The following is a 26670-nucleotide window of genomic DNA, read 5'->3' as shown; positions in this document are numbered from 1 at the left end:
ACAGATTTGCTGCTTTTTTTCGTTCCTGTTTGGCATTTTTGAAAATCCCCAGTATGAAAAAACAAAAGGGAAAATAGCCGCCGCAGTTGGCAAAATCCCTTACTTATCCGTAGAGGGTATCAAAGAAAAAAATACTGCCATTGTCCGCCTATTCCGGCTTGCGTGGTGTTGTAGGGAATAGAGGGGAAATTCTAAAAATCTCCGTCCATTTTGCTTTGCGTGGTGTTGTAGGTAGTGAAAGGAAAATTTTCAAGATAAGCCGGAATAGCGGGTAGCAAAGCCCTTTTGAAACGTTTTGTTAGCGGAAAGGACGGGAGCCGGGGAACGCCGGAGTTTTTCAGAGCAAGATTCTACCGAGGTGCCAAAATTCGCTCTCCGCTTATTTTTGCCCCTGCGGGAATCTTGTTGGGGAGTGCCTTCCCCAAACCCTGCTATGCGCCCTGTCGGGCGAGAAAGGAGGTCACAGACCATGCGAAAGAAATACAATACGCCCCACCGCCGTCATGTGGTAAAGACCCGCATGACCGATGAAGAATACGCCGACTTCACCGGGCGGCTGGCGGCTTATGAAATCAGCCAGTCCGAGTTTATCCGGCAAGCCATACGGAAAGCGACCATACGCCCCATTGTCACCGTTTCCCCGGTCAATGACGGGCTGCTTGCCGCCCTCTCCAAGCTCACGGCAGAGTACGGGAAAATCGGCGGCAACTTAAACCAGATTGCCCGGAGCCTGAACGAATACGGAAGCCCCTACCGGGGGCTGGAAAAGGAAGTGCGGGGAGCCGCCGCCGACCTTGCCGCCTTGAAGTTTGAAGTCTTGCAGAAAGTAGGTGAAGCCGTTGGCGATACTCAAACATATCAGCTCTAAAAATGCCAACTACGGGGACGCTGAAAAATACCTCACATTCGAGCATGACGAGTTTACCATGAAGCCCACCCTTGACGCAGACGGGCGGCTCATACCGAGGGTAGACTACCGCATATCCTCTCTGAATTGTGGCGGGGAGGATTTTGCCGTTGCCTGTATGCGCTCCAATCTCCGCTACGGCAAGAACCAGAAACGGGAGGACGTAAAGAGCCACCACTACATCATCAGCTTTGACCCACGGGACGGCCCGGACAACGGCTTGACCGTTGATCGGGCGCAGGAGCTGGGCGAGAAGTTCTGCGCCGAGCATTTCCCCGGACACCAGGCCCTTGTCTGCACCCACCCGGACGGACACAGCCACACCGAAAATATCCATGTGCATATCGTCATTAACAGTCTGCGGATTGCGGAGGTTCCCATGCTGCCCCACATGGACAGGCCAGCGGACAGGAAAGCAGGCTGCAAGCACCGCTGTACGGACGCAGCTATGAACTATCTGAAAGCCGAAGTCATGGAGATGTGCCACAGCGAGGGGCTTTACCAGATAGACCTTTTGAACGGCAGCAAAGAACGCATTACCGAGCGTGAGTATTGGGCGCAGAAGAAAGGACAGGCTGCCCTTGACAGAGCCAACGCCCCTATTGCTGCGGACGGTATCGCGCCCCGGCAGACCAAGTTTGAAACGGATAAGGCGAAGCTGCGCCGGACTATCCGGGAAGCCCTTGCCGCTGCTTCCGGCTTTGATGAGTTTGCCGCCCTGCTTCTCCGGCATGGTGTGACCGTCAAGGAGAGCCGGGGGCGGCTAAGTTACCTCACGCCGGACAGGACGAAGCCAATTACCGCCCGGAAGCTGGGGGACGATTTTGACCGGGCTGCTGTCCTCTCCGTTTTGGAGCAGAACGCCGCCAGAGCCGCCGAAAAACCCGCAGCCATAGCGGAATACCCCGGCAGTATCAAAGACCGCTTACGGACGAAAAAAGAAGCGAAAAACGCCCCGAACAATGACGCTGTACAGCGCATGGTAGACATAGCCGCCAAGCGAGCCGAGGGGAAAGGACGGGGCTATGAGAAGTGGGCGACCATGCACAACCTCAAACAGATGTCGGCTACCCTCATGCTCTACCAGCAGTATGGCTTTTCTTCCCCGGACGAGCTGGACGCTGCCATTTCCGCAGCCAACACCGCCACGCAGGAGAGCCTTGCCGGACTGAAAGGGCTGGAAGCCGCTATCCGGGAGAAAAAGGAATTGCAGCGCAACCTTTTGGGCTATATCGGCACGAAGCCCGCCCGTGACGGTCTGAAAGCGCAGAAATCGGAGAAAGCCCGGAGAGCCTACCGGGAACAGCACGAAAGCGATTTTATCATAGCGGACACAGCCGCCCGTTATTTCCGGGAGCATGGAATAACCAAGCTGCCAGCCAGCAAAGCCCTGCAAAGGGAGATTGAGCAGCTTACCGTCCAGAAGAACGCCGGATATAACGACTACCGGGAGAAACGCCAGCGGGCGCAGGAGCTTCAGACAGTCAGACGCAATATCGACCAGATTTTAAGGGGCGCACCGAGCCAGCAGAAAAAGCGTGAACAGGAGCGTTAAAGACCGCCCCGAAATGATACCGAAACCCTACAAAAATACAGGTATGATATGAACCCTTACCGCAATACTCCCCGACTTCCAAACGGGGCTTACAGGGCAGAAAAAGCCCGAAAATGATACCGAGAACATACAGAAAATGCCCCCTATCCCGCTACACCGATAGGAACGGCAGAAAGGAGCTTACCATTGCCGAGAATGAGCAAGAAGCGGCGGCTGGAATGGTCTTTCTTCCTCAACCACCGCAACCGTATCACTTACAACGACCTATGCCGGGGCTGCACCCGTGACTGCAAACAGAGCTTCCGGGCGGTTATCATACTATGCCCTCGCTATTATTCCAAACGCTGGAAAAAGGAGGACGCAGCCTATGGCAGATAACCGCAAATATTACTACCTCAAGCTGAAAGAGAGCTATTTTGACGATGATGCAATCGTTCTGCTGGAAAGTATGCAGGACGGCGTTATCTATTCCAACATTCTCTTGAAGCTGTACTTGAAATCGCTGAAAAACGGCGGGAAATTGCAGCTTGACGAGAATATCCCCTACACCGCCCAGATGATTGCGACCATTACCCGCCAGCAGGTAGGTACCGTAGAGAGAGCTTTGAAAATCTTTATGAAGCTGGGGCTTGTGGAGCCTTTGCCAAGCGGCGCACTCTACATGAGCAACATTGAGCTTTTAATCGGCCAGTCCTCTACCGAGGGGGAGCGCAAGCGCAGGGCGCGGCTGGCTTTGCAGGAACAAAAAGCCCTGCCGCAGACAGGGGCGGACAAATGTCCACCATATCGAGCGGACATTTGTCCACCAGAGATAGAGATAGAGAAAGAGATAGATATAGAAATAGAAAAAGAGAGAGAGTTAGAAACGGGACACCCCGCCCCCGCCGCCTATGGCAGATACCACAATGTCATTCTTTCCGATACGGAGCTTGACGGGCTGAAAACAGAGCTTCCCGGCAAGTGGGAGTATTACATTGACCGCCTATCCTGCCATATCGCTTCCAGCGGGAGGAAATACAAGAGCCATGCAGCCACGATTTTCAAGTGGGCGCAGGAGGACGCAGCCAAGAAAGCCCCGAAAAAGGGCATACCCGATTATACCTGTAAGGAGGGCGAGAGCTTATGACGAATGGATTTGATGAAATGATTTTGAATATGACCGACACCACGCCGGAGCCGGAGGACTACACCGGCGAGGACGGGCTTTTATACTGCGGGAAGTGCCACAAGCCCAAAGAGGGCTATTTCCCCAAAGAAACCGCCGCATGGCTGGGGCGTGACCGCCACCCGGCAGAATGTGACTGCCAGCGGGCAGAGCGTGAGGAACGGGAAGCCGCAGAGAAACAGCGCAGTCACCTTGAAACTGTCGAGCGGTTGAAGCGGCGGGGCTTTACAGACCCGGCTATGCAGGGCTGGACGTTTGAGAACGACAACGGCAAGTGCCCGCAAATGGAACACGCCCATTTCTATGTGGAGAACTGGGAAACCATGAAAGAGCGCAACATTGGCTATCTGCTATGGGGCGGCGTTGGCACAGGCAAGAGCTATTTTGCGGGCTGTATCGCAAATGCCCTTATGGAGCGTGAAATCCCCGTGTGCATGACAAACTTTGCATTGATATTGGGTGACCTTGCCGCCAGCTTTGAGGGCAGGAATGAATATATCTCCCGACTTTGCAGCTTCCCGCTGCTTATCCTTGACGATTTTGGAATGGAACGGGGAACGGAATACGGCTTAGAGCAGGTCTACAACGTGATTGACAGCCGTTACCGCAGCGGCAGGCCGCTGATCGTCACGACTAATCTCACGCTGGAGGACTTGCAGCACCCGGAGGACACCGCCCACGCCCGCATTTATGACCGTCTGATTGAAATGTGTTCTCCTGTCCGCTTTACCGGGAGCAACTTCCGAAAAGCCACGGCGCAGGAGAAAATGGGACAACTGAAAAAGCTGATGAACAGAAAGGAGAGCCGCCTATGACCAACACCCCAAAGAATGACCGCAGCACCCGCCGCCCGGATTGCGTGACGGAAATCCGCATAGGTAATTCTGTCCTTGTCGTTTCCGGCTATTTCAAGCAGGACACCACCGCCACCGCCGCCGATAAAATGCTGAAAGTGCTGGAAGCGGAAGCTGCTACACAAAAATCGGCAATTTGACGGGACGTAAAGAAGCAGAAAGGACTGTACAGCCAGCCCCGGCGTGTGGTATGATAGTCATACGGAATAGTGGGGCTGGCTGTCGGAAATGGAGGACACTATGTTAAGACAGACCACCCGAAACCTTATTACCGCCCTTTATCCGAGATTATCCCACGAGGACGAGCTGCAAGGTGAGAGCAATTCTATTTCAAACCAGAAGCGTATTCTTGAAACCTATGCGAAGCAGAACGGCTTTTCCAATCTGCAATGGTACACAGATGACGGTTATTCTGGGGCGAACTTCCAAAGACCCGGTTTTCAAGCCATGCTTGCGGACATTGAAGCCGGAAAAGTCGGCACCGTTATCGTCAAGGATATGTCACGGTTAGGGCGAAACTATCTGCAAGTGGGAATGTATACGGAAATGATTTTCCCACAGAAAGGCGTCCGCTTTATCGCTATCAATGACGGAGTGGACAGCGCACAGGGCGACAATGATTTTGCCCCTCTGCGGAACATTTTTAACGAATGGCTGGTGAGAGATACGAGCAAGAAAATCAAAGCAGTAAAACGGTCTAAGGGTATGAGCGGGAAGCCCGTCACGAGCAAACCCGTATACGGCTACTTTATGGACGAGGACGAAAATTTTATCATTGACGGGGAAGCCGCCCCTGTTGTGCGGCAGATTTACAGCTTGTGCCTTGCCGGGAACGGGCCGACCAAGATAGCCCGTATGCTCACAGAGCAGGAGATCCCCACGCCGGGAACGCTGGAATACCGTCGGACGGGAAGCACCCGCCGCTACCACCCCGGCTATGAGTGCAAGTGGGCGACCAATACCGTGGTACATATCCTTGAAAACAGGGAGTACACGGGCTGTCTGGTAAACTTCAAGACGGAGAAGCCGTCCTACAAGACCAAGCACAGCGTAGAGAACCCCATTGAGAAACAGGCGATTTTCGAGAACCACCATGAGCCTATCATTGACACCCAGATGTGGGAGCGTGTGCAGGAGTTACGCAAGCAGCGCAAACGCCCGAACCGCTATGATGAAGTGGGCTTATTCTCCGGCATACTCTTTTGTGCCGACTGCGGCAGCGTCCTTTACCAGCAGCGTTACCAGAACGCCACCCGCAAGCAGGATTGTTATATCTGCGGGAGCTACAAGAAGCGTACCCGTGACTGTACGGCGCACTTTATCCGCACCGACCTGTTGACCGCCGGAGTGACCGACAATCTGCGGAAAGTCACCAGCTATGCAGCGAAGCACGAAGCCCGGTTTATGAAGCTGCTGATCGAGCAGAACGAGGACGGGGGCAAGCGCAGGAACGCCGCAAGGAAAAAGGAGCTGGAAGCCGCCGAGAAGCGTATCAGCGAGTTATCCGCTATCTTCAAGCGGCTGTATGAGGACAGCGTGACCGGGCGCATTTCAGACGAGCGTTTCACGGAGCTGTCGGCAGACTATGAAGCCGAGCAGAAAGAACTGAAAGAGAGAGCCGCCGCTATCCGGGCAGAGCTTTCCAAAGCGCAGGAAGCCACGGTAAACGCAGAAAAGTTTATGAATGTTGTCCGCAAGTACACCAGCTTTGAAGAACTTACCCCTACCCTTTTGCGTGAGTTTGTGGAGAAAATCGTTGTGCATGAGTGCAGCTATGACGAGAACGGCACACGCAGACAGGACATTGATATTTATTACTCTTTCGTTGGCAAGGTAGACCTGCCCGAATGACCGCCCGACCTATCCGGCGCAATGCGCAAACGCCGGATAGGAACGGCAAAATTTTTTACACTTCTACTACTTCTTTATCACACATCAGCAAAATCATCTAGTTTGAAGCAGAAAAGAGCTAACAAACATTTGAGAGGTATAAAAAAATATATATTATCGAATGAACAATCGAGTGAACAAAAAAGTTTCGACGATGTATCAACTTTTGATATGTTGTTTGCAACAAATGTGAAGTATCGAGTTCTTGCAATTTTAGGAGGTGTATCTGGTTTTATTTCGCTAGTTTTAGTATCAGTAAATCTCTTTTTAGGATTTAATGCGTATGTAATTGTAAATTTAGTTAATATGAGTCCAACTTTTCTTAAATTAGTAGGAGTAAAAGAAGTTTCTTTTATGACAGTCTTTGAATCATTTTATTTTGGAAGTGTCGAGTTAATGAGAGATATGTTTGCAACTATTTGTGTAGCTATTATAGTTTTTTCTTTATCTTTATATGGAATGTGGGTTACTGAAAAAAAGACGAATATAACCTCTTTAACAAATCAGTTTTATGAAAAAATCAGGAAGGAGAAATAAAATGTCTACTTTAATTGAAATATTCAAACGCTGGATTGAAAAGATAAAATCTAGCCCAATTTTGAAGCCATTTATTAAGACTAAAGTTTGGTTTCAAGAGAATATTATTAAGAGAAAACTAGTCATTTTTTCAATGTTGTTTGTGACCTGGTTAAGTCTTTTGATGGGAGCTATTTTCTCACCACAAAGACAAACCTATACTTCAGAACAACTCAAAACAAAGCAAGTTTTTGCGAATGGCAGCGGTGAGATGAAACTGGTCAGCCAGGAATATTCACCAGATACTGGAATTATCGTTTTACAATTTGAGACGAAAGATGCTACGACTTCGATAGATCGGGGCATTGATGCCAGACGATTGAAATGGAAACTCTATGCGCAACATAAAGACTCAAAAATAGAGATGGATGTTGTGCCAATCATTGATAATAAAGTATCAGTTATTATTAAAGGAGTTCCGAAAAACTTTGGTGCATTTGCGATCGATGTGACGAATCAGACAGTCTCTTCTAGCTCAATTGATGTGAATATTTCATCGCCATCCAGTGATTCTAAAAAGGTTTCTCAGAAGAAATCTGGAGAAGAGGACACTGTACAATTCTTTGTAACCCCTCAAAATCCTCAGCTTGAAATCAAAGCTATTGAAGTTGTCTCCAGAGAAGAATTTACTCTTCAGGAAATCGAAAAAGAGATCAATTTCCAGAATGAACAGTCTCAAAAATTGACAACATCAATTTCTCAATTGAAGGAATCTATTGAAGATGATAACTCACGAAAAGCGAGTCTTCAAGCAGAAGCAAAATATCTAACAGGTGATGATCTCGAAGCCAATCAAAAGAATATTGCTACTCTGGATACAAACATCGAAACGAAGAATAGAACCATCGAAACAGCCTATAAAAACATTGAAAAGTTGAAGGCTAAATTGGAGTCTTTGGACAAGAAAAAACAGGCAGTCAAAGATGGAACATTTGAATTTTCAAACCCTATTGAAACTGTAGAAATGAATTAAAGTGAGGTAAAATAAAATGAAATCAAAGAAAAGTTTTAAAAAGCTTTACCATGTAATGTTTTTTATAATGATTGATTGTTGCTTCACTCTATATATTTTACTTACTGTGTCGGCCTTTCTTACTTATCAGTGGTTTGTAAATCTTAACTCTTCTACAATTCTTTATTATTACGATACCATGAGTGTACTATGGTTTAGTATTTTAATTTCTACAATTTTGACAAAGATATTATATCGTCCATTGTTAAGCTCTATTTGGTTCCAACCCTTGTGGGATAAGATGAACGATAGTGAATAAAGAGAATGAATCTCCTTAATTTTTGAATTAAGGGGGTTTATTTTTTATGTTTGTCCCTTTAAAAAATTTTTTTTAGTTATCTTTTATACTAGAATCAATCAAAAAAAAGAAAGGCAGAAAAATGAAAGAACAACTTAAATTAGCACCAAGGGAGAATCAACCAGTTAGAAAGCATCGTACTGTATTCACAAGTACAAAAGGTTTGCTTAGAAAACAAAAATGGGTTGCGCTGGATATTGATGAATATGGAATAACCTATCATAGTGATCCAGGGTATAAAGGAGAAATGTTTTCTTCAATGTACCTCGTTCTACAGGAAATTAAAATTGATGAACGTTCTTTCACACTAACCATCAAGAAAAATGATCATGAAGTTTATGTGATTGATTTGAAAAAATTAGATGGCGATTTGTGGAGCAACTTCCAAATTATAAAAGAAAAAATTACCAGCTTTGCAGGAAATAAATTAAGGAAATAAGAAATACGAAATTAGAAAAAAGGAGAAGTAATCATGGCCAAAAATGATTTAAAAAAAATTGATAATCAACTAGAAGAGGCAAAGAAAAGAGTTGCCCTTTTGGAACAGGAACGTAAAGAAGCAGAAGAGAATCTTCAAAAACAAATTGGTAAAATTTATGTTCAAATTCAATTGAAGAAAAATAAAAATCAGTCGTATGAATCAATTTTTGAAGAGTTAAAAATGGAATTAAACCTCATCAAAGAAGATGAAAAAGAACAACGTTTAGCAGCGAAGAAAAATCGTGAAGAAGGAAACTTTCCAGCTGAAGATCAGTCTTAATCTTTGAGTTTTGAACTTCTAAACGAAGTCAAAAACGGTGTAAGTAAAAGTATGTAAAGAAGAAATACAGTGTAAGTATAACACCTATAAAGTGTGTAAAGGTAAGTATAGCATGTGTGTGTAAGTAGGTGAAACCGAGAAAATTGATATCATTGGAAACGTTGATACTATCAACATATCACGGCACGTGATATCAGTTTCCCTTATGCTCTTTTCTACCACAACACACCTAAAAAGGACCTTAGTCCCTCTGTGTGTGTTAGTGTGTTGAAAAACCGCAAAAATAGAACCGAATCGGTTCGTGATGTTGCGAGGTTGAAGTTTTCTTTTTTGCTTCTTTTTGCTTTTGCTTCGACAAAAGAAAAAAGAAGTCCTGCTTTTAGGACAATAAATAATAAGATGGAGGATACAGATGAACCTTCTCATTAGAGGATTAACACAGGAAGAGGTTAGCTATCTAAAAGCTCTTGCAAAAAAAAATAAAGCCAAATCATTAAATGATTTTCTGCTCTCAATCTGTCGTGAAAAAATTGAGTACGGAAAATTTAATCGTGCTCAAGATTTGTATGTGGCTCATTTAGAAAATATGAAATTAGCTTCTGACCATGTTCTGGAACAAATGAAAAAACAGACAAGGATACTATCTGAATTTGAAGAAAAAATGGATTGCTATGGTGATCATATTTCACGCTGGTTAGAGTATGAAGGAGAGGTGGAAAGTGATGACTAAAAATTTTTTAATTCGAAATGTTCCCGACGATATGTTTGAACAACTTCAGGCTATTTCAAAAAAATATAACTATCCAAGCTTTAATGAATTTATGTTGTCGCAAGTTCAAAATATCGTAATGAATGACGGATTGAATTTGTACGATAATCAATTTTCGGAAACATTGTCCGATATCAAAAAACAACAAAGTCAGATTTTAGAATTGATGTTGAAGAATGAAATTTCTCTTTCTGCTTTAAATGTTAAACAAGATATTGTAAATGAACTAACCACAAATTGGTTACATTTTATGGATGATGTATCTGCACTTGAAGCTGAACGACGGTCAGGTGGTGTTTGAAAATGAAGAAGAATAAATCTCTGTTCATCATTCTCATTTTTCTTGCCATCTTTATCGTACAACCCAACAATTTTAATGCTATCAAATCTGGCTTGACACAAAATGATATCCCGAATCAATTGAATATAGCCGATTCAGCTGAAGAAAAAAATCCCAACTCAAATTTGAATTCTACTCTGAAAAATGATGATTTGAAATCGAAGGAGTATGACGGAAAAAATCAAGTGATTATCGTCAATGAAAAATCACAATTTACAAAAAGCGAATTGAGTTTAGAAAGTGGCAGCTGGGAAAAATATTCTGATCTAGATTTTTTAAATCGTGTAGGAATTGCTGAAGCGATGTTGGGAAAAGATTTGATGCCAACTGAAGATAGAGAATCTATTTCGTCTATCACACCCACAGGATGGAAAAATAAAAAAATAATTTTCAACGGGAAAGAAGATTATTTATATAATCGTTCTCACTTAATCGGTTTTCAATTAAGTGGAGAGAATGCGAATGCTAAAAATTTATTTACAGGTACACGTGCTTTAAATGCAAATTTTGAAGACGAACAATTATCAATGGTTTACTATGAAAATAAAATTGCTAACTACATAAAAAATACGAACCACCATGTTCGCTATCGAGTAACTCCTATATTTAGAAATGTGGAATTAGTTGCTAGAGGAGTTCGTATGGAAGCACAGAGCATTGAAGATGATGAGATCTCATTTGATGTATATATCTTTAATATTCAACCAGGATATAAAATCAATTATTTGACAGGATCATCTCAGAAAAATTGAGGAGGGAAAAATGAATCCAAGACTTAGCTTATATTTTAGCGAAGAAACACATGAAAAATTTAAGGAAATAAAATCCTACTTGAAAGAATCGTCTGCTTTGCAGAAACAATATCGAAATAATTCAGCAACGCTTGTCACTTTGATTGAAGTTTTTTATAAACTCTTTATTGAATTAGGAGAAGGAAAAAATTTCTATGAGCGACTGACTCAGCTGGAAAAAAATTTGGGGGATGCCTTTGATTCTGGAAATGACAACAAGGCAATTCATCGTCAACTTGATCAAATTCTCTATTTAACACTAACCAACTTTCATGCTATTACGAAAGATGATTTTGATGTTCAAGATTTGGAATCTATTCATTCACGACTGGATCCTACACAGCATGAATTAATGGCACGGATTAACGATGTTATTCAAGAAGATGTTGCACGTGGTCAAACAATTAAACATTCTCATTGAGGTATAGTAAATGGTAGATGTTGTTAAGATCTATTTAGAAACAGGAGATTTTCATGAAGCGGTGAGACAGTCAGGGCTGCCTACTCATATAGCTCATTTGAAATTGATTAAGAGCGGTTGCCTGAAAATTCAAGATAAAATTCAATATGGTTCTAGGACAGCTAAACTCGGGGGAATGGCCGAGGAGCTTTTTCAAAAGTATGTTCCAGATGCAACGGATGCGAATAAGTATTTCAAGAAAAATAATCCAGTATATGATTTTTGGCTAGATGGTCTAACGATTGATGTAAAATATAGCTCATTATATAAAAGGAAAAATGGGAACTCCCATCACTGGCAATTTAGGACAAAAGGGAATCAAGATTTTATTGTCGCCTTTTTAGAACGAGAAAGTGGTTCAGAGTTAGAAAAACCAAATATTTTATTGATACCCATGCAATTTGTTGAAGAGCAAAAAGAATTACATATTTCTCAATCAGGACGGTGGATTAATGATTTTCAAGTTGAACCTGAAGAATTACAACCGTTATTAAAAGACTACGCTCTTTTAAGGAAAAATGGATTATTTTAATTCAAAGAGAGGAAAATAATGAACGTATCTTCTAGTCCAAGTATTACTTTCATGCTGCAATACACTGAAGCAAATAGTGGCTTTGTAGACTACACCAATAGAGACGAAGCTGTTGAGGTTGATAATGAATTAAATTTAGAAACACACAGACAAAATATTGAATCTCTAACTGAAGATGAACTACAAAAAATCCAAGCTGAGGTTCCAGAAACAAAACTTAATTTCCAGGAATACATCAATTATATGAATCGCTCTTATGCTACTGAAAATCAAAATGAAGAGATGACAGCTATTTTTACAAAAGAGGCCAATTACTTGCAGCGTAGCAAAGTAACTGAATTGAAAAGTAAGTTAGAACAGGCTTATCAAAATGGCTCTCTTCTATGGCAGGGTGTTATCTCTTTTGATAATGATTTTTTGGCTAAGGAGGGATTATATGATCTGGAAACTGGGAAAGTCGATCAGCAAGCTATCAAGTCTGTCATACGTGAAGCATTGCCAAGGTTGATTGAAAAAGAAGGCTTATCTGATTCATCATTTTGGTGGGCTAACATTCACTTGAACACGGACAATATTCATGTGCATTTTGGTTTATCTGAAGTTGAATCTGCAAGAGATAAATTTTTCTATCGACCTCGTGGAAGAATGGAATATAGAGGTAACTTTTCCCAGAAAACCATTGAGCGTTTTAAAAGTGATGTTTTTCATGGTCTGTTGAATGAACAGACTAGAGGAATAATTGTTCGACGAGAACAAATCTTGGCGAATATCAGAAGTGAGTTGATCAATTCTGTATTTAGAGATCAGAAGGTTCGTTCTTCGGCTGAAAAAAATTTTTTGGAGCAGGCTTACAACCATTTGCCTATGGATAAAAAATGGCGCTATGGCTCAAATGCAAGAGATTTTGCAGTCAGTAAATTCTTCATTGATCGCTATCTGGATTCCTATTTAGAAAATGATGGGAAAGAGCTCTATCAAGAATTCCTGAAAGAAACGAAGGACTTCCTAGAAACCTATAGAGGAGCTTATTCGGCTGGAAAAAAATCAACCTACGAAAAGATTCGGAAACTTGATGGTCGTGTTGAGAAAACACAACAGGAGGCTGCAGGCTATCATCTGCAGCAATTAATAGCGAGTCGAGAGAAGGAATTGAGAGAACGACTAGCAAATAAGATCTTGCACCTATTTCGTGAGAATGCTCCTGAAATAGCTGACGTTCGGCTGGAAAAAAATTTGGCCAATTTCTCAGTAAAGAATCAAAAATTAATTTTAGCCCAGGATCCTAACGCAAGTGTCATCAAAACACTAGATGCCTGGAAAAAACTGGGTTATGATTTGAAAGATGGAGCAAAACCTATTGAAATCACAAAACCAGTCTATACTGCTTATGATAAACACGGAACAGGTTTGGGACGTCCTGAATATGTTAGGGAATTAGTTTATGATGTGAGTCAAATGAAAGAAGACTTACTGGAGAAGCAACTTAGTTTAAGAGACTTGTCGCTATTTTCTTCAGCTGATTTGAAAGATCTTGTAGAAGCGGCTAAAAAGAAAAGTGATCGATCATTAAGAGAGCGGAATGAGTTAGGAACATTCCGCTATGCTTTAAAATTGAGCTTATTGGAGGAAAAACAGAGTAGTTTATTAGTTCGTAAAACTCTTTTTGATCAAATTCAACCACTTGAAACCGATAAGCCATTTGTTGAATTGAAAAAGCAGGAGATTCTTCAAAGACTGAAGCTGACTGAATTGCAACTGACTCCAAATTATAAACTAGGTGAAGCAGACCAATCTCTAAAACAATCTCTTGCTAACCAGTTAGAAGATAGTGTTTCATTTTCAGTAGAAAAGGCTGATTCATTAGCAATTCAAGCACCTATCAAACGTTTGAAGGGAGAATTAGCGGCAGTTCAACCTCTTCAAGATGAAGGAGTGCTGACTATTCTAAAGGGCTATCCTGTTACGAAAGATAGCTACATAGAAGAGCTACAGACCCATATCTCAATTTTTCAGCTGAAACATCAGATTTACAGTCGAAACAAAGAAATTTCACAAACGACTGATCAAGTGACTATTAAAAAATTAAAACAGGAGAATGCGAAAGGATTTTCTGAACTCAAATCACTCTATCAAAAATTATTGCCGGAGGAGGAAAGTAATCAGAAAAGTCAGTTGGCTCAAGCTGTTTCACATAAAATGCAAGAAAGGAAGAATCTGCAAAGAAAAAACGTCCAACAATCGCAAGGTAAAGCAATCATCAATACAGATTTTATGAGAAATTTGACCAATTCTCTTCAAAGGGCCCAACGTGCAAATAAAAAAGCCCTCATGGAACGTGAGAGAAGTGATGAGAGACAAGATCTGGAGGAGAAGGGGCACAGTATATAAGAGTCATTGTAAAAGCAATGACTTTTTTTGTTGAAAAATGGAATTATATTGTCCCTTTAACTGGGATTTTTTGGTTATTGAATAGAATAGAAGGATAAAAAGAGAAAGGAGAAGAAAAATGAAGCTATTATTTCCAGATGTTGCAGTTGAAGACTTTGATTTCTCAGCTGAATGGTTAATTACGGCAATGAATGCTGATAACAAGCAAGTGCATTTTGAGGGTCAAGGAAGAAATTCTGATTTAGAAATGGTTCTAGATTTTAAGGAAAATTCTGAGCTATTTGAATCTTTTTCAGTAGGGGAATTGGTTCACTTAGATCCAGAAACGTTTCTACAAGCAGAGAAAGAGCCGTATAAACCACAGTATGAAGGATTTTAAGGAGATTTTATATGACAGAACAAGAATCAAGACGTGGGAAAACTCGTAGAGAACGTGTTGAATTTGCACGTTCTAGAGATATTTTGGATGTTGCAAACGAGCTCCAGATGGAGCTGGTTCGATCTGGACGAGACTATCGATGGAAAGAACATGATAGCCTAGTTATTTCACCTGATAAAAATTTATGGAAATGGTTTTCTAGAAACACAGGTGGAGGTGTGATTTCTTTGGTTGAGACAATAAAGGAAGTAGGATTTAACCAAGCTGTAGATTTTCTAAACGATGGAAAATTTAAAGAATTTCAAATGGTTGAAAGACCTCAAGAAGATTTTAAATACTATCTTGAGAAATACGAGAAGCCGTTATCAGCTGGACGAGACTACTTACGAAATCAACGTGGTCTATCAGATGAAACGATTGATTATTTTTTGGAACAGGGTGTTTTAGCTCAAGCTAACGCCAAACTTGACTACTTTGCGGAAGGCACTGCTGGAGTTACGACAAATACGATTGAGCCAGTTATTGTATTCAAATCCCTTTCTTCTTCAGGTGAAGTTGTTGGAGCCTCTTTACAAGGAATCCAGGAGAATTGGGAGAAGTGGCCAAAACATGGATATGCTAAAGTGATTATGAAAAACTCCGATCCTATGACAGGTATTCATGTCGATATTGGCAGTCCAAAACGATTGATTTTTACTGAGAGTCCAATTGATTTAATGTCCTACTATGAATTGCACAAAGATAGTCTTCAGGACGTCAGATTAGTTTCTATGGATGGTTTGAAAGAATCGACTATTGGCCGTCATTTATCTCAAATTCAAGCTGAAATTTCAGGACAACCACTAAGATGGACACCTGAACAAATGGCAGATGGACTTCAAGTGGCTATTGATCATCACTTTTTTGAAGATGGGAAAAATGCGGATTTAATCACCCTAGCTTTAGATAATGATAAAGCAGGTAGAACATTCATTCAAGAATTGGAAGCAAAAGGAGCCGTTATCAATTCGGATCTACCAGAACTAAGACCAGGGCAAGATAAAACGGACTGGAATGATGTTCTCAAGAATCAACAGGAAGAAAAGCCTGACAACAGTCGTCTTGCCCAGGCACGTCGAAAATTGGAAAGACTAAGGGGTGAACAAGACGAGGCCATTTCAAGAGCTTATTCCCACCAAGCAGTGACAAATGGGCAACCTATGAATGATAAGCGAGGCGGTGCTAGCTTTATGCGTAGGCAAGAACAAATAGAAGGTCAAGTCTTCTCAAAGATGGATGAGATTAGGCAACAGGAAGAGCGAGTAGAGCGCCTGGAGCACCAACAACATTTGAAAGAAATGGGGTTGAATCGTCAGGGAAGTGGTCTGGAGATGAGTGTTCAAAATATACCTAGAATCCGTGAAGAGTTAGAAAAGGCTAAACGTGGGGAGTCGTTCTTTACCAAAGCTACTCTCAAACGCTATCAAGAAGAGTTGACTAGACTTGAGGCCATATCTGAACAAATGGGTAAAACGAGCATTCAACCAGCAACTCAAGCCTTAATTGATAAGGGGCTAGTGAACCAGTGGCAAAAACAACCAAATACGTATTTTGTAAAAGGGTTACGAAGAGTTGCTCTGGAGTTGACTGAAGAAGGAGAGTTTCAATTATCTTCACAAATCAAGTATCATCCGAAAACAGATGAGGAAAGACTGAAGGTGGATGAATTACTTGCCAAACAAAGGCAAGAAAATGTAGGATTAACGCCCTCGAATCAGGAAAAATCAATCTCACCACAACCAGAGCCTATTGAAAAAAATCAAGGCGAAGCAGGGTGGTTAGAAAAAAATTGGGACAATCTCACATTTTCGATAGAAAATAAAAAAACAGTCGTCATTGATTCGACTAGTATAGATAAGACGGTTGAAGAAAAACAAACTCCAGATAATCAAGAATCTATTACCACTACAGAGGAGAATGCTGGAAGATTGATGAGCTATGAAGAGGTAAAACGGGAAAATGAAGCATTAACAAAGAGTTTAAATAATCGGATTCAATCTGGAGAATTATCAATCGAATTTGCACCAGATTTCTATCTGTATGATGTCTTTGCAAAGTTAGGAAATAGCCATCCTACAAAATATCTCAGCGATAAAAAAATGGAAGTGTTGTCTCCCATTCATTCACTTTTGACCTCTATTGATGATCAAACGATTGATTTATACAAGAAAAAAGGGACTCCTGAGCAAGATTCCTTGTATCAAGCATTGAAACCTCATCAGAGAACTTTGGGAGTAGATATTTCAACCCGATTTATTGGTGAACTTGCTATAGCAGCCTACAGTACCAACAAGCAGATAGAAAGCCTCTCAAGTGACAGTTTCGGCGTTTATTTTGGTGAAAGAACCCTTGATAATCTATCACAATCGGTTGAGCGAATGCTGGAGTATCCATTGATTGAATCGGGAACAAGAGACTTTGCCCATGGTTTTGTGACAACACCAAACACATTGTTCCACTATTTGGAAGAACAAGAGGGAGAAGTGGTTTTAAATCGAGAATTATTGGATAACTTGATGTCACGTCTTGAGACTCATCCTATTAAGATAATGGAGGATTCAGAAGAAGTGGAGCCAGTTAGACCAGTGATTGTTCTAAAACAAGATGAGCTATACAGCGATTATTGGCGTGTTTATCAAAGCGACGGTGAGCTTGAATTCTATTTATTTGAGGATGGTCAGTTTGGCTATCGCCAATATGGTTCACTTAGCCAGAAAGAAGATAATATTGTTTTTAAATACCATTCAGAACCAGGTAAAACGGAGTTTCTAGCTACTCAAATGGGTTATGATAGTTTAAAATACATTGTTGTTAAAGATTGGGAGTCTCTTTTTGATGAAAATAAAGCGTTACTGCGAGAAAACTACGTTTTTGACGACTTAGAGAACTTCTTGAAAAAGTCGAATTATTTTGAACTAGATTACTGGACTTTCAATAGTGGATTGAAAGAAGATGAAGAGTTTTTAAACGAGATTACAAAAAAAGCTCATGATCAAAATCAAGAGCTTTCTAATAACACTGGGGGCGAACTATTGAATCGCAATTCCAGTTTTTTAGGAGTGGAAACTCCAGGGACAGCACCGCAGCCCGTTGAGAAAAATTCTCAACCTGATTTTCCTGCCAATGTTCATCTTCATTTTACCATCGATGAGGATCGAATGTCAAATAAAATATTCAGAAAAAACATGCGGACGTTAAATTTATACGCAAACGCAATGAGAGACTCGGCTCAATGGTATCTAAAAGAAATGTCAGGGACAAGTATCCATTATGTTTATAAGAATCCAGAAGAAAAGCAATTCCAAATTCTAAATGTTAAATTTGACAAGAAAAATTGGATGCACTTAACTGGAGTAACACCTGTATATAATGAGTGGGTAGAACATTTGTCTGAGTCATTTGTTGAAGATGTTGCAGCTGGAAAAGGGCATTTCAAAGATTTAAAATTTGCGCAGGGAATGTCGGATAAACTAAAAGTTTTGAACTTATTACCTGAGGTGATAGAGTCAGACTCCTTTGTGTTTAACGATCTTTCATCTGTAAAGAAATTTAATAATCTGGATCTTTCAAAAGCAATTAGACCAGAAGATACTGATTTGTTATTGTTATTCAAAGAAAAGGAATTTACTCATGTCCCTGCATCTTTAATGAGAGTGAAGGGTGATTTAAGTAAGCAACTGGAAGATATAGATACTGGCACAATTCTCGGTGTCTATAGAGAAAGAGATGGTCACATTGAGCAACTGTCAATTAATGAGGAATATGTTAAAGATGGTGGCGAGGAAATGTTATCTGTCTTAAAAAATAAACAGTATGAGGAGGTTTCTGAAGAACCTGAACCACCAGCTCCAGAGAATACACTGAATAAAACCTCACTTGATTCAGCTACCTTTACTCAAGTCTTAGATACTGTCTATAATTTAGGTGTGCCTAGTGATATCTCAAAAACGCCAGACGAATTTCATCAAGCCTGGAATCAATATCTTGACTATGCGAAGAAATACAATGATGAATTTGATCAGATTGTCACAGCAGCTGGAGAAGATCATCTCCTAGATACAAATTCAGATTTTTATAAAGAATGGCAACAAGACCATATTTATAAGGAAAACTACCATGTACGTCTCCAATGGTCTGAGGATCGCCCAGATGGGCCGAAATTGCCATTTAAAGAGACAGAGCTGATATCTTATCAAGATTTCGCTAGGGAGCTATATAAGGCCAATCAGGACTTTTATCCAATTCATCAAGAAGGAATGAAACAAGTAACTGCAGGCAATACTGAAGACTATATCCCTCCTACCAAAATTAAGTTTGATGTCTATGCTCCAGGTGGTGAAGTGATTAAGGAGGGAATTCGTTATGATATTGGAGATGAGACTACACCAATTTCTCAAATGCTAGGGTTAGGCTATCGTCGACTCAACGGTCAATCTGAACTAGCATCGATGGATGAAGAAATTCTTTCTCAGCTGGAAAATAGAGTGGTGAATAAGGAAATTTCCCAGGAAGCAAATGAATCATCTCGATTGATAGAAGAAGGAGAAGGTCAAACTCCTGACACTAGAAAAACGGTAGCTTTTCAATCTTCTAAGCAAGAAACTAAAACTAATTTGCTTCAGCGTGTAGAGGAGATTCTGAAAGAGGAACCTATTTCGGATTTGGAGACTCCTGAAGTAAATTCAAGTAGTATTGATTATGCTGCTTTAACGCCTCATGAATTGAGTGAGGTTGCTTTTCAAAAAGTGAGAGAGTACACAGAAACGCCAGAACGGTTAGAAGAGTATCTGAATTTTATGAGTAAGTTTCCAGAACTCTCACCTAGAAATGTCGCTTTGATTCAGGAACAGTGGCCAGGAGCGAATGCAGTCGCAACCTATAATCAATGGCAATCGATGGGGGAAGTTCTTGGAATTACTTCAGATCAGGTATTTGAAACTAGAAATACCTATACCAATAAAAAAACAGGTCGAACAAGAGAAGTTGTTCATAACAATCTTTCGGTTAAGACAGGAGAAAAATCGCATATTACCTTGTTTAGACCTATGATGGTTGAAATGATTCCTGTATTGGATGAAAATGGGAATCAGGTGAAAAATGGAAAAGGAAATCCAAAATATAAAAGACTTTCTGAAGCGACACCTGAAGAAAAGGCTTTGAAGAAGGAAGGAAAATTGAAATCTCGCTTTTTCCATGAAAGAGATTCAAATACTGGCTTAGCTAAATTCGCTACGTATAAGGTATTTGAGTTGTCTCAAACAACCTTGAAGCCTGAATTTTATCCAAAAGCGATGCCAAATCGTCATTATGATTTTAATATGGATCATGTTCGTACTAAAGAAGTGCTAGAAGGACTTTCCGATTATGCAAATAGTATCGGTGTAACCATCTATCAAGACGATGCAAAAGAGTTGAGGAGTGCGAAGGGAGCTTTTTATCCAGATGAACAAAAAATACTTTTGAATCCAGATAATACTCCTGGAGAAGTCGTTGCAACAACCATTCATGAGTTGGCGCATGCTAGTCTACATAATCCTAAACTTGCTAACTCGTATAAGGAGGATGTCTCAAAAGATCGTAGAGAACTTGAAGCTGAGATGACAAGTTATCTCGTTTCTAAGCATTTTGGGTTAGATACCTCTGAGAAAGCCATTCGCTATATGGCAATTTGGACTGATAATTTGACCTCTCTTGACGATCAACAACTAGCGCAATCTATGAAACGGATTCATGGAACAGTATCTAAGATTGTAAAAAGTGTTGAACAACATACAAAGCCTTACCAGTTAAACAGACAGGTGGTACAAAATCAAAATTTTATCCAAAGCCCAAATAAGGGGCTTAAAGTCTAGAAAGAGTGCTCTTTGTGAGCCTCTTTTTTGTGTAAAAAGTTATATAACTTTATGTGCTGTTTTTTGATACCAACTCGTTCTATTCTGTGTCAATGTCCCTTTACAAAATATTTTTTAATTATAGCTTACAATGACAGAAAATGAAGTAGAAGGAGAATGATATGGTTATAGTTATTCTGGCTGAAAAAGAGAAACAGGCAGAAGCTTATGCTACAGCTTTGGGAGAATTTAGTAAAAAGAAAGGTGTCTATGCCATCAGGCAGTCACTCTATTTTCCAGCTGAAGTACATGTGGTGGCTGCTGAAGGGCACCTATTTGAATACAGCGAACCAGACAACTGGTCACTTGATAAATTACCTCTTACAAATGTTTCATTTAAGCAACATCTGAAAGAGGACAAGGGTTCCAGAGAAAAATTTAAGAGAATCTATGATGAAGTGGTAGCAGCGGATCAAGTGATTATTGGGACGGATGCTGATAGAGAAGGAGAGCGGATTGCGTACTCTATTTTATCGCACATACCAGGAGGCAAGGAGAAAATTTGGAAACGGCTTTGGGCAAGCTCCATGACGAAGAAAGCTCTTCAAAAAGCTTTTCAGGAATTAAAGGAACCTTCAGAAACCTACAATTACTATTTAGAAGCTGAAGCACGTGCACAAAGTGATTGGTTGGTAGGAATGAACTTATCACCTCTTGCAACGATTGATCTTCAAGCAAGAGGACAACTCCCTCGAACAAAAGGTAGCCATCTATCGGTTGGTCGAGTTCAAACACCAGCGGTCAGACTAGTTTGTGAGAATGATTTAGAGATTCGCAACTTTACTCCAGAAAAATATTGGAAACTTCAGCTGGAGGATAAGGAAAATGGGGTATTCTTTACTACCAAAGATAAAACTAAAGATAGTGAAGCTATTTTAGCCTCTTCAAGGGGATTATCAGCCACCTCTATTATTTCTTCAGTTGAGGTAGAAAAACATCAGAAATCAGCTCCACAACTATTTACCTTGTCTGCATTACAAAGTTTTGCAGCAAGCGCCTGGAAATTTGACTCAAGTAAAACAGAGAGTATTGTAGAGGGACTGTATTTGAAAGGTTTTCTCTCCTATCCACGACCAGACTCAGAATACATCAGTCACTTTGAATTTGATGATTTAAAAGAAAATCTATCTGTCTATCAAAGGGCCATTAATTGTCATTTTCAGCCAGCGTTTTTGGAGCCTAGAGAAGATTATGTTAATGATGAAAAAGTATCTGGTACAAGCCACTCAGCCTTGATTCCGACTGAAAAAGTTCCAAACCTTTCAAATTTAAAAACTGACCAACGACTGATTTATGAAGCAGTTGTGAAGCAGGCAATCTTGATGTTTGCGGATGATTGTTATTATTCAACCAAAACAATTGAAGTAGAAAATAATGGTTTTGTTTTTAAAACAAAGGGTAGAACGCTTCATAAGTTGGGATGGGCTGAATGGAGTTCACGAAAGGTACGAGGTCCTGTTGAAGTTCCTGATTATCAAGTGGGAGATAAAATTGAGACGAAAGTTCAGATTATAGAGGGTGAAACAAAACCACCCAAAAGATTAACAGAAAGCCAATTGATTGGCCAAATATTTCCTAAATATGGCTTGGGAACACAAGCCACTAGAGGAGAAATCATTAAAAAAATTCAAAGTAAGGGTTATGTTGTTAAAGATAAAAAAACAGGTCAACTAACGCCTACCAACAAAGCCTATCTACTTATCAATTATCTCTATGACAATGAGTTTTCTGATCCAGGGACAACAGGAGGCTGGGAAATGTTTCTATCTCAGATAGGAGAAGGGAAAATTAATCCAAGAGAATTTGTGGATGCGATAAAAGATAAGCTCACTCTTCAAATCAAAGAAGTAAAAGAAAGAGGTGATTAAGTGTGACTACTGAAGAAAAGAAAAAAACACCCTATTTAGATCGTTATACAGATAATTTGACAGAAAAAGTTTCAAAAAAAGCAGAAGATTATCAGGTGTACGGACGTGATAAAGAAGTAGAAGCTGTTCAGACCTCTCTTCTCAGGAGAACCAAGAACAATCCAATTTTAGTGGGAGAAGCTGGAGTTGGTAAAACAGCCATTGTTGAAGGATTTGCTTTGGCCATTTTACGAAACCAGGTATCTCCAAAATTAAAAAACTTGACAGTGCGATCTTTGGAATTATCTAGTTTAATGTCAGATGAGGATGGAGGATTTATTGTTAAGTTTAAAAAAATTATTGAGGAGATGGTAGAAACCAAAGGAGAAAACCTTCTCTTTATTGATGAAATTCATACAATTGTTGGTGCTGGAGGTTCAGATAAAGGGGCTCTGGATGCTGGAAATATTATTAAGCCAGTTTTGTCACGTGGTGAGATTCAATTGATTGGCGCAACTACTTTAGATGAATTTCATGAATATATCGAAACGGACCGAGCGCTAGAGCGAAGGATGCAGCCAATTATGGTTTCTGAACCGACAACTACTCAAGCGATTGAAATTCTTGAACAAGCTAAAACTATTTATGAAAAATTTCACCAGGTGTCTATTAGTTCCGACGCTGTAAAACAAGCTGTACTTCTATCTGTTCGCTACATACCAGATCAATTTTTACCTGATAAAGCCTTCGACTTAATAGATGAAGCAGCGACAATTTGTTCTACAAATGAATTAGCCCATGTCGGGAAGCAAGAAATTGCAGAGGTGCTGAAAAATAAAACAGGTATTCCTGTCACGACGATTTTGAAAGGTGACAAGGAAAGGCTAGATGGTTTAAAAGAAAAGCTATCACGACGTGTTAAAGGCCAAGATGAGGCTGTAGATGCTGTTGTGAACGCTATAACTGTTGCACAAGCTGGTTTACAGGATCAAAGAAAGCCCCTATCTTCCTTCATGTTTCTAGGCACTTCAGGAGTTGGGAAAACAGAGCTTGCTTTGGCACTAGCAGAGGGAATGTTTGATGATGAAGAGGCAATCATTCGTTTTGATATGTCTGAGTATAAGCAAAAAGGAGATATTACAAAGCTGATTGGCGATCGTCAAACTAGAACGAAAGGTCAATTGACTGAGAAGGTTAAACAAAAACCTTATAGCGTTATCCTGATCGATGAAGTGGAGAAAGCACACTCAGAAGTTGTAGATTTATTTTTGCAGGTGCTTGATGCAGGACGTTTGACTGATTCAACTGGAAGGCAAGTGAGTTTTAAGAATACGATTATTATTATTACTACGAATATTGGTTCTCAAAAAATTATTAAGCAGTACGAATTAAAAGGGAATTTTAAAAAGCTAACCGACAGGGATAAAGTTCAGTTTGAAAAGAGCATGACGTTGGAGTTAGAAACTAGGTTCAGACCAGAATTTCTCAATCGAATTGAATATAAATTGATTTTCAACATGTTAGACGAGGAAGTGAATAAGGAAATTATTGTCAAACATCTATCAGAAATCGAAGAAAGAATGAAGAATCAAAGGTTGACTCTTTCTTATGAAGAAAGTTTGGTTACTTATTTATTGGATATAGGAACAAATATAAAAGATGGTGCACGACCACTGGAAAGAGTGATTAAACATAAGGTTCTCCCTTTAATTTCTAAAGAGTTTCTGAACTTATCTGATCACAACCAAGAGTATCATTTTCATCTTTGGGTAGAAGGTGATTCGCCAGATGAACACCATCGTGAAGATAAAAGAAAAATATTATTCGATGTCGAAGCTGAAAAAACGTCATTTGGTGAAGCATTATTTTCTTAAAATTCACCTTAAAAAAATGATTGTCCCTTTAAAAAATTTTTTTCAATTATCTATTATACTAACGTTGTCAAAAAAACAAAGGAGGATTTCTATGAAAAACTATTTGACAAGACAACTTCAGCAAGTAAAAACAAAATCACAGATGTTTTTATTGAGCCTTTCCCTATTCCTAACAGGATCTACAATCTATGCGGACGATCCATTTGCTAAGTCGGATAACTTGGCAAGACAAGGAATTACAAAAGTTCAGCTAGTCAGTGTTGCGCTATTTGGTCTAGCTGCCGTTGTCACTTCGCTCATTTATGCGTTTGGTGGACGGGAGTTAAAAGCCTCAATGAAAAAAAATTGGGTGTCTATTGCAATTGCAATTATTGGTGTTTCAGCGGGACCAAGTATTATTGAATGGATTTTTGATTTCGTGAAAAGTTAAGGGGTGGTGATTTATGGCTTTTTCACTCTTTAATAAAGGTTGCTGTACGATTACAGATGATCTATTTTTAGAAATCACCTGGGAAGATGGAAGAGGTCCAGAAGATGATAGTGAATTACTTGATATCATTGAGGGATTGGATCATCTTTCTGATTATTCTCAGCCGATTTCAAAAAGTTTACCCTACCTAACATTTCAACAGGCCGAGTTGTTATTTAGAGAGTTGAAACAGATGTATGGTCAGTTTCAGCTGAAAAAAGTGGCAATCGCCCATCTAGAAGGGAAAAGCGTGGTGACAGAAGGGGAGGTTTATGCTAGTCCATTTCTGATTACTGAAGACTATGAAAATCTCCTGCTTCCCCTCATTCAAGCGATACTTACTCGCTCTGAATTTGCAAATTACAGCTATCAAGAAAAAAGGGAGTATTTTGAGAACCAGATTTATCCTGTATATAAACAAAGTATGGGATTGTCCAATTCTTCTCTTCCTCTTTTCCCAGCTGAAGGTGAGACGATGGCTGTTTCACAACCAAATCGTCCATCACATGATCTAAAAGCAGGAGGTCAAATAACTGTTGCCCCTCCTATTGTTCAAAAGCAGTCAGTTTCCCTGAAGAAAATTTATCTATTTTTAGGTGGTTTGGGAGTGTTGTCAGTAATAAATATCATTTGCGTATTTTTTGCTTTCGCTCAACTATCAAGCCAGTCCGAAAAAGTAAATTTCTTATACCAGGAACAAAAAAATACCCAACTTATCATTTCAACGAAAAATGAGGTTGATGTATTTAGCCGTTATTTCTTACCTTCTTATTACTCGGGCAAAAAAGAAAACCTAGTAGATTTTCTTTCTGAAGGTGATGCAAAATTTACCAAACCGAAAGAAGGAATTTTACAGTCCGTTATTTTAGAGAAATTGAATTATGATTCAGAAACTCAAAGATATACGGTTTCCTATATCCTGTCTGTCAAAAGAGGGGATAAATCATCTAGCGTTAGATTAACTTTTGATGTAAAAGCTTCTGATTCTTCAAAATATGGATTTGTTGTAGAAACAGAACCAAAAGAATCAAATTATCTTAAAAATTAGAAAAGGAAAAATCACAATGAACAAGAAACAAGTATTAGCTACATTAGCACTTTCAACTATCGCACTTGCACAAGCTGGTGGATTTGCATCGGCAGACGAGCTTGCACCAATCGATTCTTCTGCTCCAACGACAGAAATCGTTTCTCCAACAAAGCCAACTACAACACAGACTGAAGGAACTGCAGATCAAGCAACGGCTCCTTCAGTTACTCCAGTTGATCCAACAGCTCCCTCAGACAAGGATAACGCAGGAAGTCTTGACGGAGTGCCAGCTGATAAACCAGCACCTTCAGATAAGCCACAAGACAAGGATAATGCAGGTAGTCTCGATGGTGTTCCAACACCATCAGATAAACCACAAGACAAAGACAACGCAGGTAGCCTTGACGGAGTGCCAGCTGATAAACCAGCACCTTCAGATAAGCCACAAGACAAGGATAATGCAGGTAGTTTAGATGGTGTTCCGGATGAAAAGCCAAAAACTACTGATCAAGCGAACCAGCAAGGGAAGTCACAAATTGGAACCACTTCAACCTCAACAGGTCAAGTAGTTCATGATGTGACAAAAGAGCCTGTTGAAACAAATACAGGTGCGTCAATTGTTAGCACCCAAGGCGGAAACGTAGTTCTTTCAGATGGTTCAGTGGTTGCTCCTGAAGAGGTCGGAGGTACTGTCAATGAAGATAAGACTATCTCTGTTACTGATAAAGATGGGAAGTTAAAAACACTTCCAAACACAGGAACGGCAGAAAGCATTCTGGGTGCTATTGGGGCTATGTTGTTGACGGCAGTCAGCTACGTCTACAAGAAGAAAATGTTTTAAGGT

23 protein-coding genes are annotated in these 26670 nt (G+C 40.4%); all 23 read left to right on the top strand.

Annotated features, from left to right (window positions below; genetic code table 11):
* The first annotated feature begins 469 nt into the window (after positions 1–469).
* The 23 genes from M9H69_RS10120 to M9H69_RS10005 all read left to right on the top strand — a co-directional run bounded on the left by M9H69_RS10120 (position 470) and on the right by M9H69_RS10005 (position 26667).
* Entirely contained in the window at positions 470–868 is a 399-nt protein-coding gene (locus M9H69_RS10120) for a plasmid mobilization protein (RefSeq protein ID WP_002602094.1), read from the top strand.
* Positions 840–2462 (top strand): relaxase/mobilization nuclease domain-containing protein, encoded by a 1623-nt coding sequence (locus tag M9H69_RS10115; protein ID WP_002602093.1) that lies wholly within the window; start codon positions 840–842, stop codon positions 2460–2462. Before M9H69_RS10120 ends, M9H69_RS10115 begins: the two co-directional genes overlap by 29 nt.
* Positions 2463–2829: 367 nt before the next feature.
* Positions 2830–3588 (top strand): phage replisome organizer N-terminal domain-containing protein, encoded by a 759-nt coding sequence (locus M9H69_RS10105; protein WP_002605636.1) that lies wholly within the window; start codon positions 2830–2832, stop codon positions 3586–3588.
* Positions 3585–4442, top strand: coding sequence for an ATP-binding protein (locus M9H69_RS10100; RefSeq protein ID WP_002605635.1), 858 nt, complete (start codon positions 3585–3587; stop codon positions 4440–4442). Before M9H69_RS10105 ends, M9H69_RS10100 begins: the two co-directional genes overlap by 4 nt.
* Positions 4439–4621 (top strand): transposon-encoded TnpW family protein, encoded by a 183-nt coding sequence (locus M9H69_RS10095; RefSeq protein ID WP_002605634.1) that lies wholly within the window; start codon positions 4439–4441, stop codon positions 4619–4621. Before M9H69_RS10100 ends, M9H69_RS10095 begins: the two co-directional genes overlap by 4 nt.
* 100 nt (positions 4622–4721) lie before the next feature.
* A complete protein-coding gene (locus tag M9H69_RS10090) occupies positions 4722–6332 on the top strand; it encodes a recombinase family protein (RefSeq protein ID WP_002605633.1) in 1611 nt (536 codons plus the stop codon).
* 102 nt (positions 6333–6434) lie between these two features.
* Positions 6435–6908: a hypothetical protein gene (locus tag M9H69_RS10085; protein WP_250315553.1), complete on the top strand. Its 474-nt coding sequence runs from the start codon at positions 6435–6437 to the stop codon at positions 6906–6908.
* A 1-nt stretch (position 6909) separates the two neighbouring features.
* Positions 6910–7920 (top strand): hypothetical protein, encoded by a 1011-nt coding sequence (locus M9H69_RS10080; RefSeq protein WP_250315552.1) that lies wholly within the window; start codon positions 6910–6912, stop codon positions 7918–7920.
* A 419-nt stretch (positions 7921–8339) separates the two neighbouring features.
* A complete protein-coding gene (locus M9H69_RS10075; protein ID WP_250315551.1) occupies positions 8340–8696 on the top strand; it encodes a hypothetical protein in 357 nt (118 codons plus the stop codon).
* Between the two features lie 33 nt (positions 8697–8729).
* Positions 8730–9017 (top strand): hypothetical protein, encoded by a 288-nt coding sequence (locus M9H69_RS10070; protein ID WP_216732928.1) that lies wholly within the window; start codon positions 8730–8732, stop codon positions 9015–9017.
* A 412-nt stretch (positions 9018–9429) separates the two neighbouring features.
* A complete protein-coding gene (locus tag M9H69_RS10065) occupies positions 9430–9747 on the top strand; it encodes a hypothetical protein (RefSeq protein ID WP_044021400.1) in 318 nt (105 codons plus the stop codon).
* Positions 9740–10087 carry a hypothetical protein gene (locus M9H69_RS10060; protein WP_250315550.1) on the top strand — a complete coding sequence of 116 codons (348 nt, stop codon included), beginning with the start codon at positions 9740–9742 and terminating at the stop codon, positions 10085–10087. The genes M9H69_RS10065 and M9H69_RS10060 overlap by 8 nt, the downstream gene beginning before the upstream one ends.
* A gap of 2 nt (positions 10088–10089) precedes the next feature.
* Positions 10090–10878 carry a DNA/RNA non-specific endonuclease gene (locus tag M9H69_RS10055; protein ID WP_250315549.1) on the top strand — a complete coding sequence of 263 codons (789 nt, stop codon included), beginning with the start codon at positions 10090–10092 and terminating at the stop codon, positions 10876–10878.
* A 10-nt stretch (positions 10879–10888) separates the two neighbouring features.
* Positions 10889–11338 carry a hypothetical protein gene (locus M9H69_RS10050; RefSeq protein WP_001069605.1) on the top strand — a complete coding sequence of 150 codons (450 nt, stop codon included), beginning with the start codon at positions 10889–10891 and terminating at the stop codon, positions 11336–11338.
* A 10-nt stretch (positions 11339–11348) separates the two neighbouring features.
* The gene (locus tag M9H69_RS10045) at positions 11349–11909 is read left to right on the top strand and encodes a hypothetical protein (RefSeq protein WP_250315548.1); all 561 of its coding nucleotides are present in this window, start codon (positions 11349–11351) and stop codon (positions 11907–11909) included.
* 18 nt (positions 11910–11927) lie between these two features.
* Positions 11928–14297 (top strand): MobP2 family relaxase, encoded by a 2370-nt coding sequence (gene mobP2, locus M9H69_RS10040; protein ID WP_250315547.1) that lies wholly within the window; start codon positions 11928–11930, stop codon positions 14295–14297.
* Positions 14298–14415: 118 nt separating this feature from the next.
* Positions 14416–14676 carry a hypothetical protein gene (locus tag M9H69_RS10035; RefSeq protein WP_006155102.1) on the top strand — a complete coding sequence of 87 codons (261 nt, stop codon included), beginning with the start codon at positions 14416–14418 and terminating at the stop codon, positions 14674–14676.
* A gap of 11 nt (positions 14677–14687) precedes the next feature.
* A complete protein-coding gene (locus tag M9H69_RS10030; protein ID WP_250315546.1) occupies positions 14688–20567 on the top strand; it encodes a PBECR4 domain-containing protein in 5880 nt (1959 codons plus the stop codon).
* A gap of 161 nt (positions 20568–20728) precedes the next feature.
* A complete protein-coding gene (locus M9H69_RS10025) occupies positions 20729–22474 on the top strand; it encodes a type IA DNA topoisomerase (RefSeq protein WP_250315545.1) in 1746 nt (581 codons plus the stop codon).
* 2 nt (positions 22475–22476) lie between these two features.
* Entirely contained in the window at positions 22477–24327 is a 1851-nt protein-coding gene (locus M9H69_RS10020) for an AAA family ATPase (RefSeq protein WP_250315544.1), read from the top strand.
* A gap of 91 nt (positions 24328–24418) precedes the next feature.
* The gene (locus tag M9H69_RS10015) at positions 24419–24757 is read left to right on the top strand and encodes a conjugal transfer protein TrbC (RefSeq protein ID WP_250315543.1); all 339 of its coding nucleotides are present in this window, start codon (positions 24419–24421) and stop codon (positions 24755–24757) included.
* Between the two features lie 13 nt (positions 24758–24770).
* Positions 24771–25844 carry a hypothetical protein gene (locus tag M9H69_RS10010; protein WP_250315542.1) on the top strand — a complete coding sequence of 358 codons (1074 nt, stop codon included), beginning with the start codon at positions 24771–24773 and terminating at the stop codon, positions 25842–25844.
* 16 nt (positions 25845–25860) lie between these two features.
* The gene (locus tag M9H69_RS10005; protein WP_250315541.1) at positions 25861–26667 is read left to right on the top strand and encodes an LPXTG cell wall anchor domain-containing protein; all 807 of its coding nucleotides are present in this window, start codon (positions 25861–25863) and stop codon (positions 26665–26667) included.
* The last annotated feature ends 3 nt before the right edge of the window (positions 26668–26670 follow it).

Origin of the sequence: Streptococcus oralis, assembly GCF_023611505.1 — a bacterium.
In the GTDB taxonomy this organism is placed as follows: Bacteria; Bacillota; Bacilli; order Lactobacillales; family Streptococcaceae; genus Streptococcus; species Streptococcus oralis_CT.
Note: the sequence above shows the minus strand (reverse complement) of the source record. Positions and strands in the feature narration are given on the sequence as shown.

Coding starts and splice junctions, on each gene's coding strand:
- M9H69_RS10005 (WP_250315541.1), top strand. CDS start 25,861: ATGAACAAGAAACAAGTATTAGCTACATTAGCACTTTCAACTATCGCA.
- M9H69_RS10100 (WP_002605635.1), top strand. CDS start 3,585: ATGACGAATGGATTTGATGAAATGATTTTGAATATGACCGACACCACG.
- M9H69_RS10120 (WP_002602094.1), top strand. CDS start 470: ATGCGAAAGAAATACAATACGCCCCACCGCCGTCATGTGGTAAAGACC.
- M9H69_RS10055 (WP_250315549.1), top strand. CDS start 10,090: ATGAAGAAGAATAAATCTCTGTTCATCATTCTCATTTTTCTTGCCATC.
- M9H69_RS10060 (WP_250315550.1), top strand. CDS start 9,740: ATGACTAAAAATTTTTTAATTCGAAATGTTCCCGACGATATGTTTGAA.
- M9H69_RS10030 (WP_250315546.1), top strand. CDS start 14,688: ATGACAGAACAAGAATCAAGACGTGGGAAAACTCGTAGAGAACGTGTT.
- M9H69_RS10010 (WP_250315542.1), top strand. CDS start 24,771: ATGGCTTTTTCACTCTTTAATAAAGGTTGCTGTACGATTACAGATGAT.
- M9H69_RS10065 (WP_044021400.1), top strand. CDS start 9,430: ATGAACCTTCTCATTAGAGGATTAACACAGGAAGAGGTTAGCTATCTA.
- M9H69_RS10105 (WP_002605636.1), top strand. CDS start 2,830: ATGGCAGATAACCGCAAATATTACTACCTCAAGCTGAAAGAGAGCTAT.
- M9H69_RS10070 (WP_216732928.1), top strand. CDS start 8,730: ATGGCCAAAAATGATTTAAAAAAAATTGATAATCAACTAGAAGAGGCA.
- M9H69_RS10095 (WP_002605634.1), top strand. CDS start 4,439: ATGACCAACACCCCAAAGAATGACCGCAGCACCCGCCGCCCGGATTGC.
- M9H69_RS10045 (WP_250315548.1), top strand. CDS start 11,349: ATGGTAGATGTTGTTAAGATCTATTTAGAAACAGGAGATTTTCATGAA.
- mobP2 (WP_250315547.1), top strand. CDS start 11,928: ATGAACGTATCTTCTAGTCCAAGTATTACTTTCATGCTGCAATACACT.
- M9H69_RS10035 (WP_006155102.1), top strand. CDS start 14,416: ATGAAGCTATTATTTCCAGATGTTGCAGTTGAAGACTTTGATTTCTCA.
- M9H69_RS10050 (WP_001069605.1), top strand. CDS start 10,889: ATGAATCCAAGACTTAGCTTATATTTTAGCGAAGAAACACATGAAAAA.
- M9H69_RS10025 (WP_250315545.1), top strand. CDS start 20,729: ATGGTTATAGTTATTCTGGCTGAAAAAGAGAAACAGGCAGAAGCTTAT.
- M9H69_RS10015 (WP_250315543.1), top strand. CDS start 24,419: ATGAAAAACTATTTGACAAGACAACTTCAGCAAGTAAAAACAAAATCA.
- M9H69_RS10080 (WP_250315552.1), top strand. CDS start 6,910: ATGTCTACTTTAATTGAAATATTCAAACGCTGGATTGAAAAGATAAAA.
- M9H69_RS10075 (WP_250315551.1), top strand. CDS start 8,340: ATGAAAGAACAACTTAAATTAGCACCAAGGGAGAATCAACCAGTTAGA.
- M9H69_RS10090 (WP_002605633.1), top strand. CDS start 4,722: ATGTTAAGACAGACCACCCGAAACCTTATTACCGCCCTTTATCCGAGA.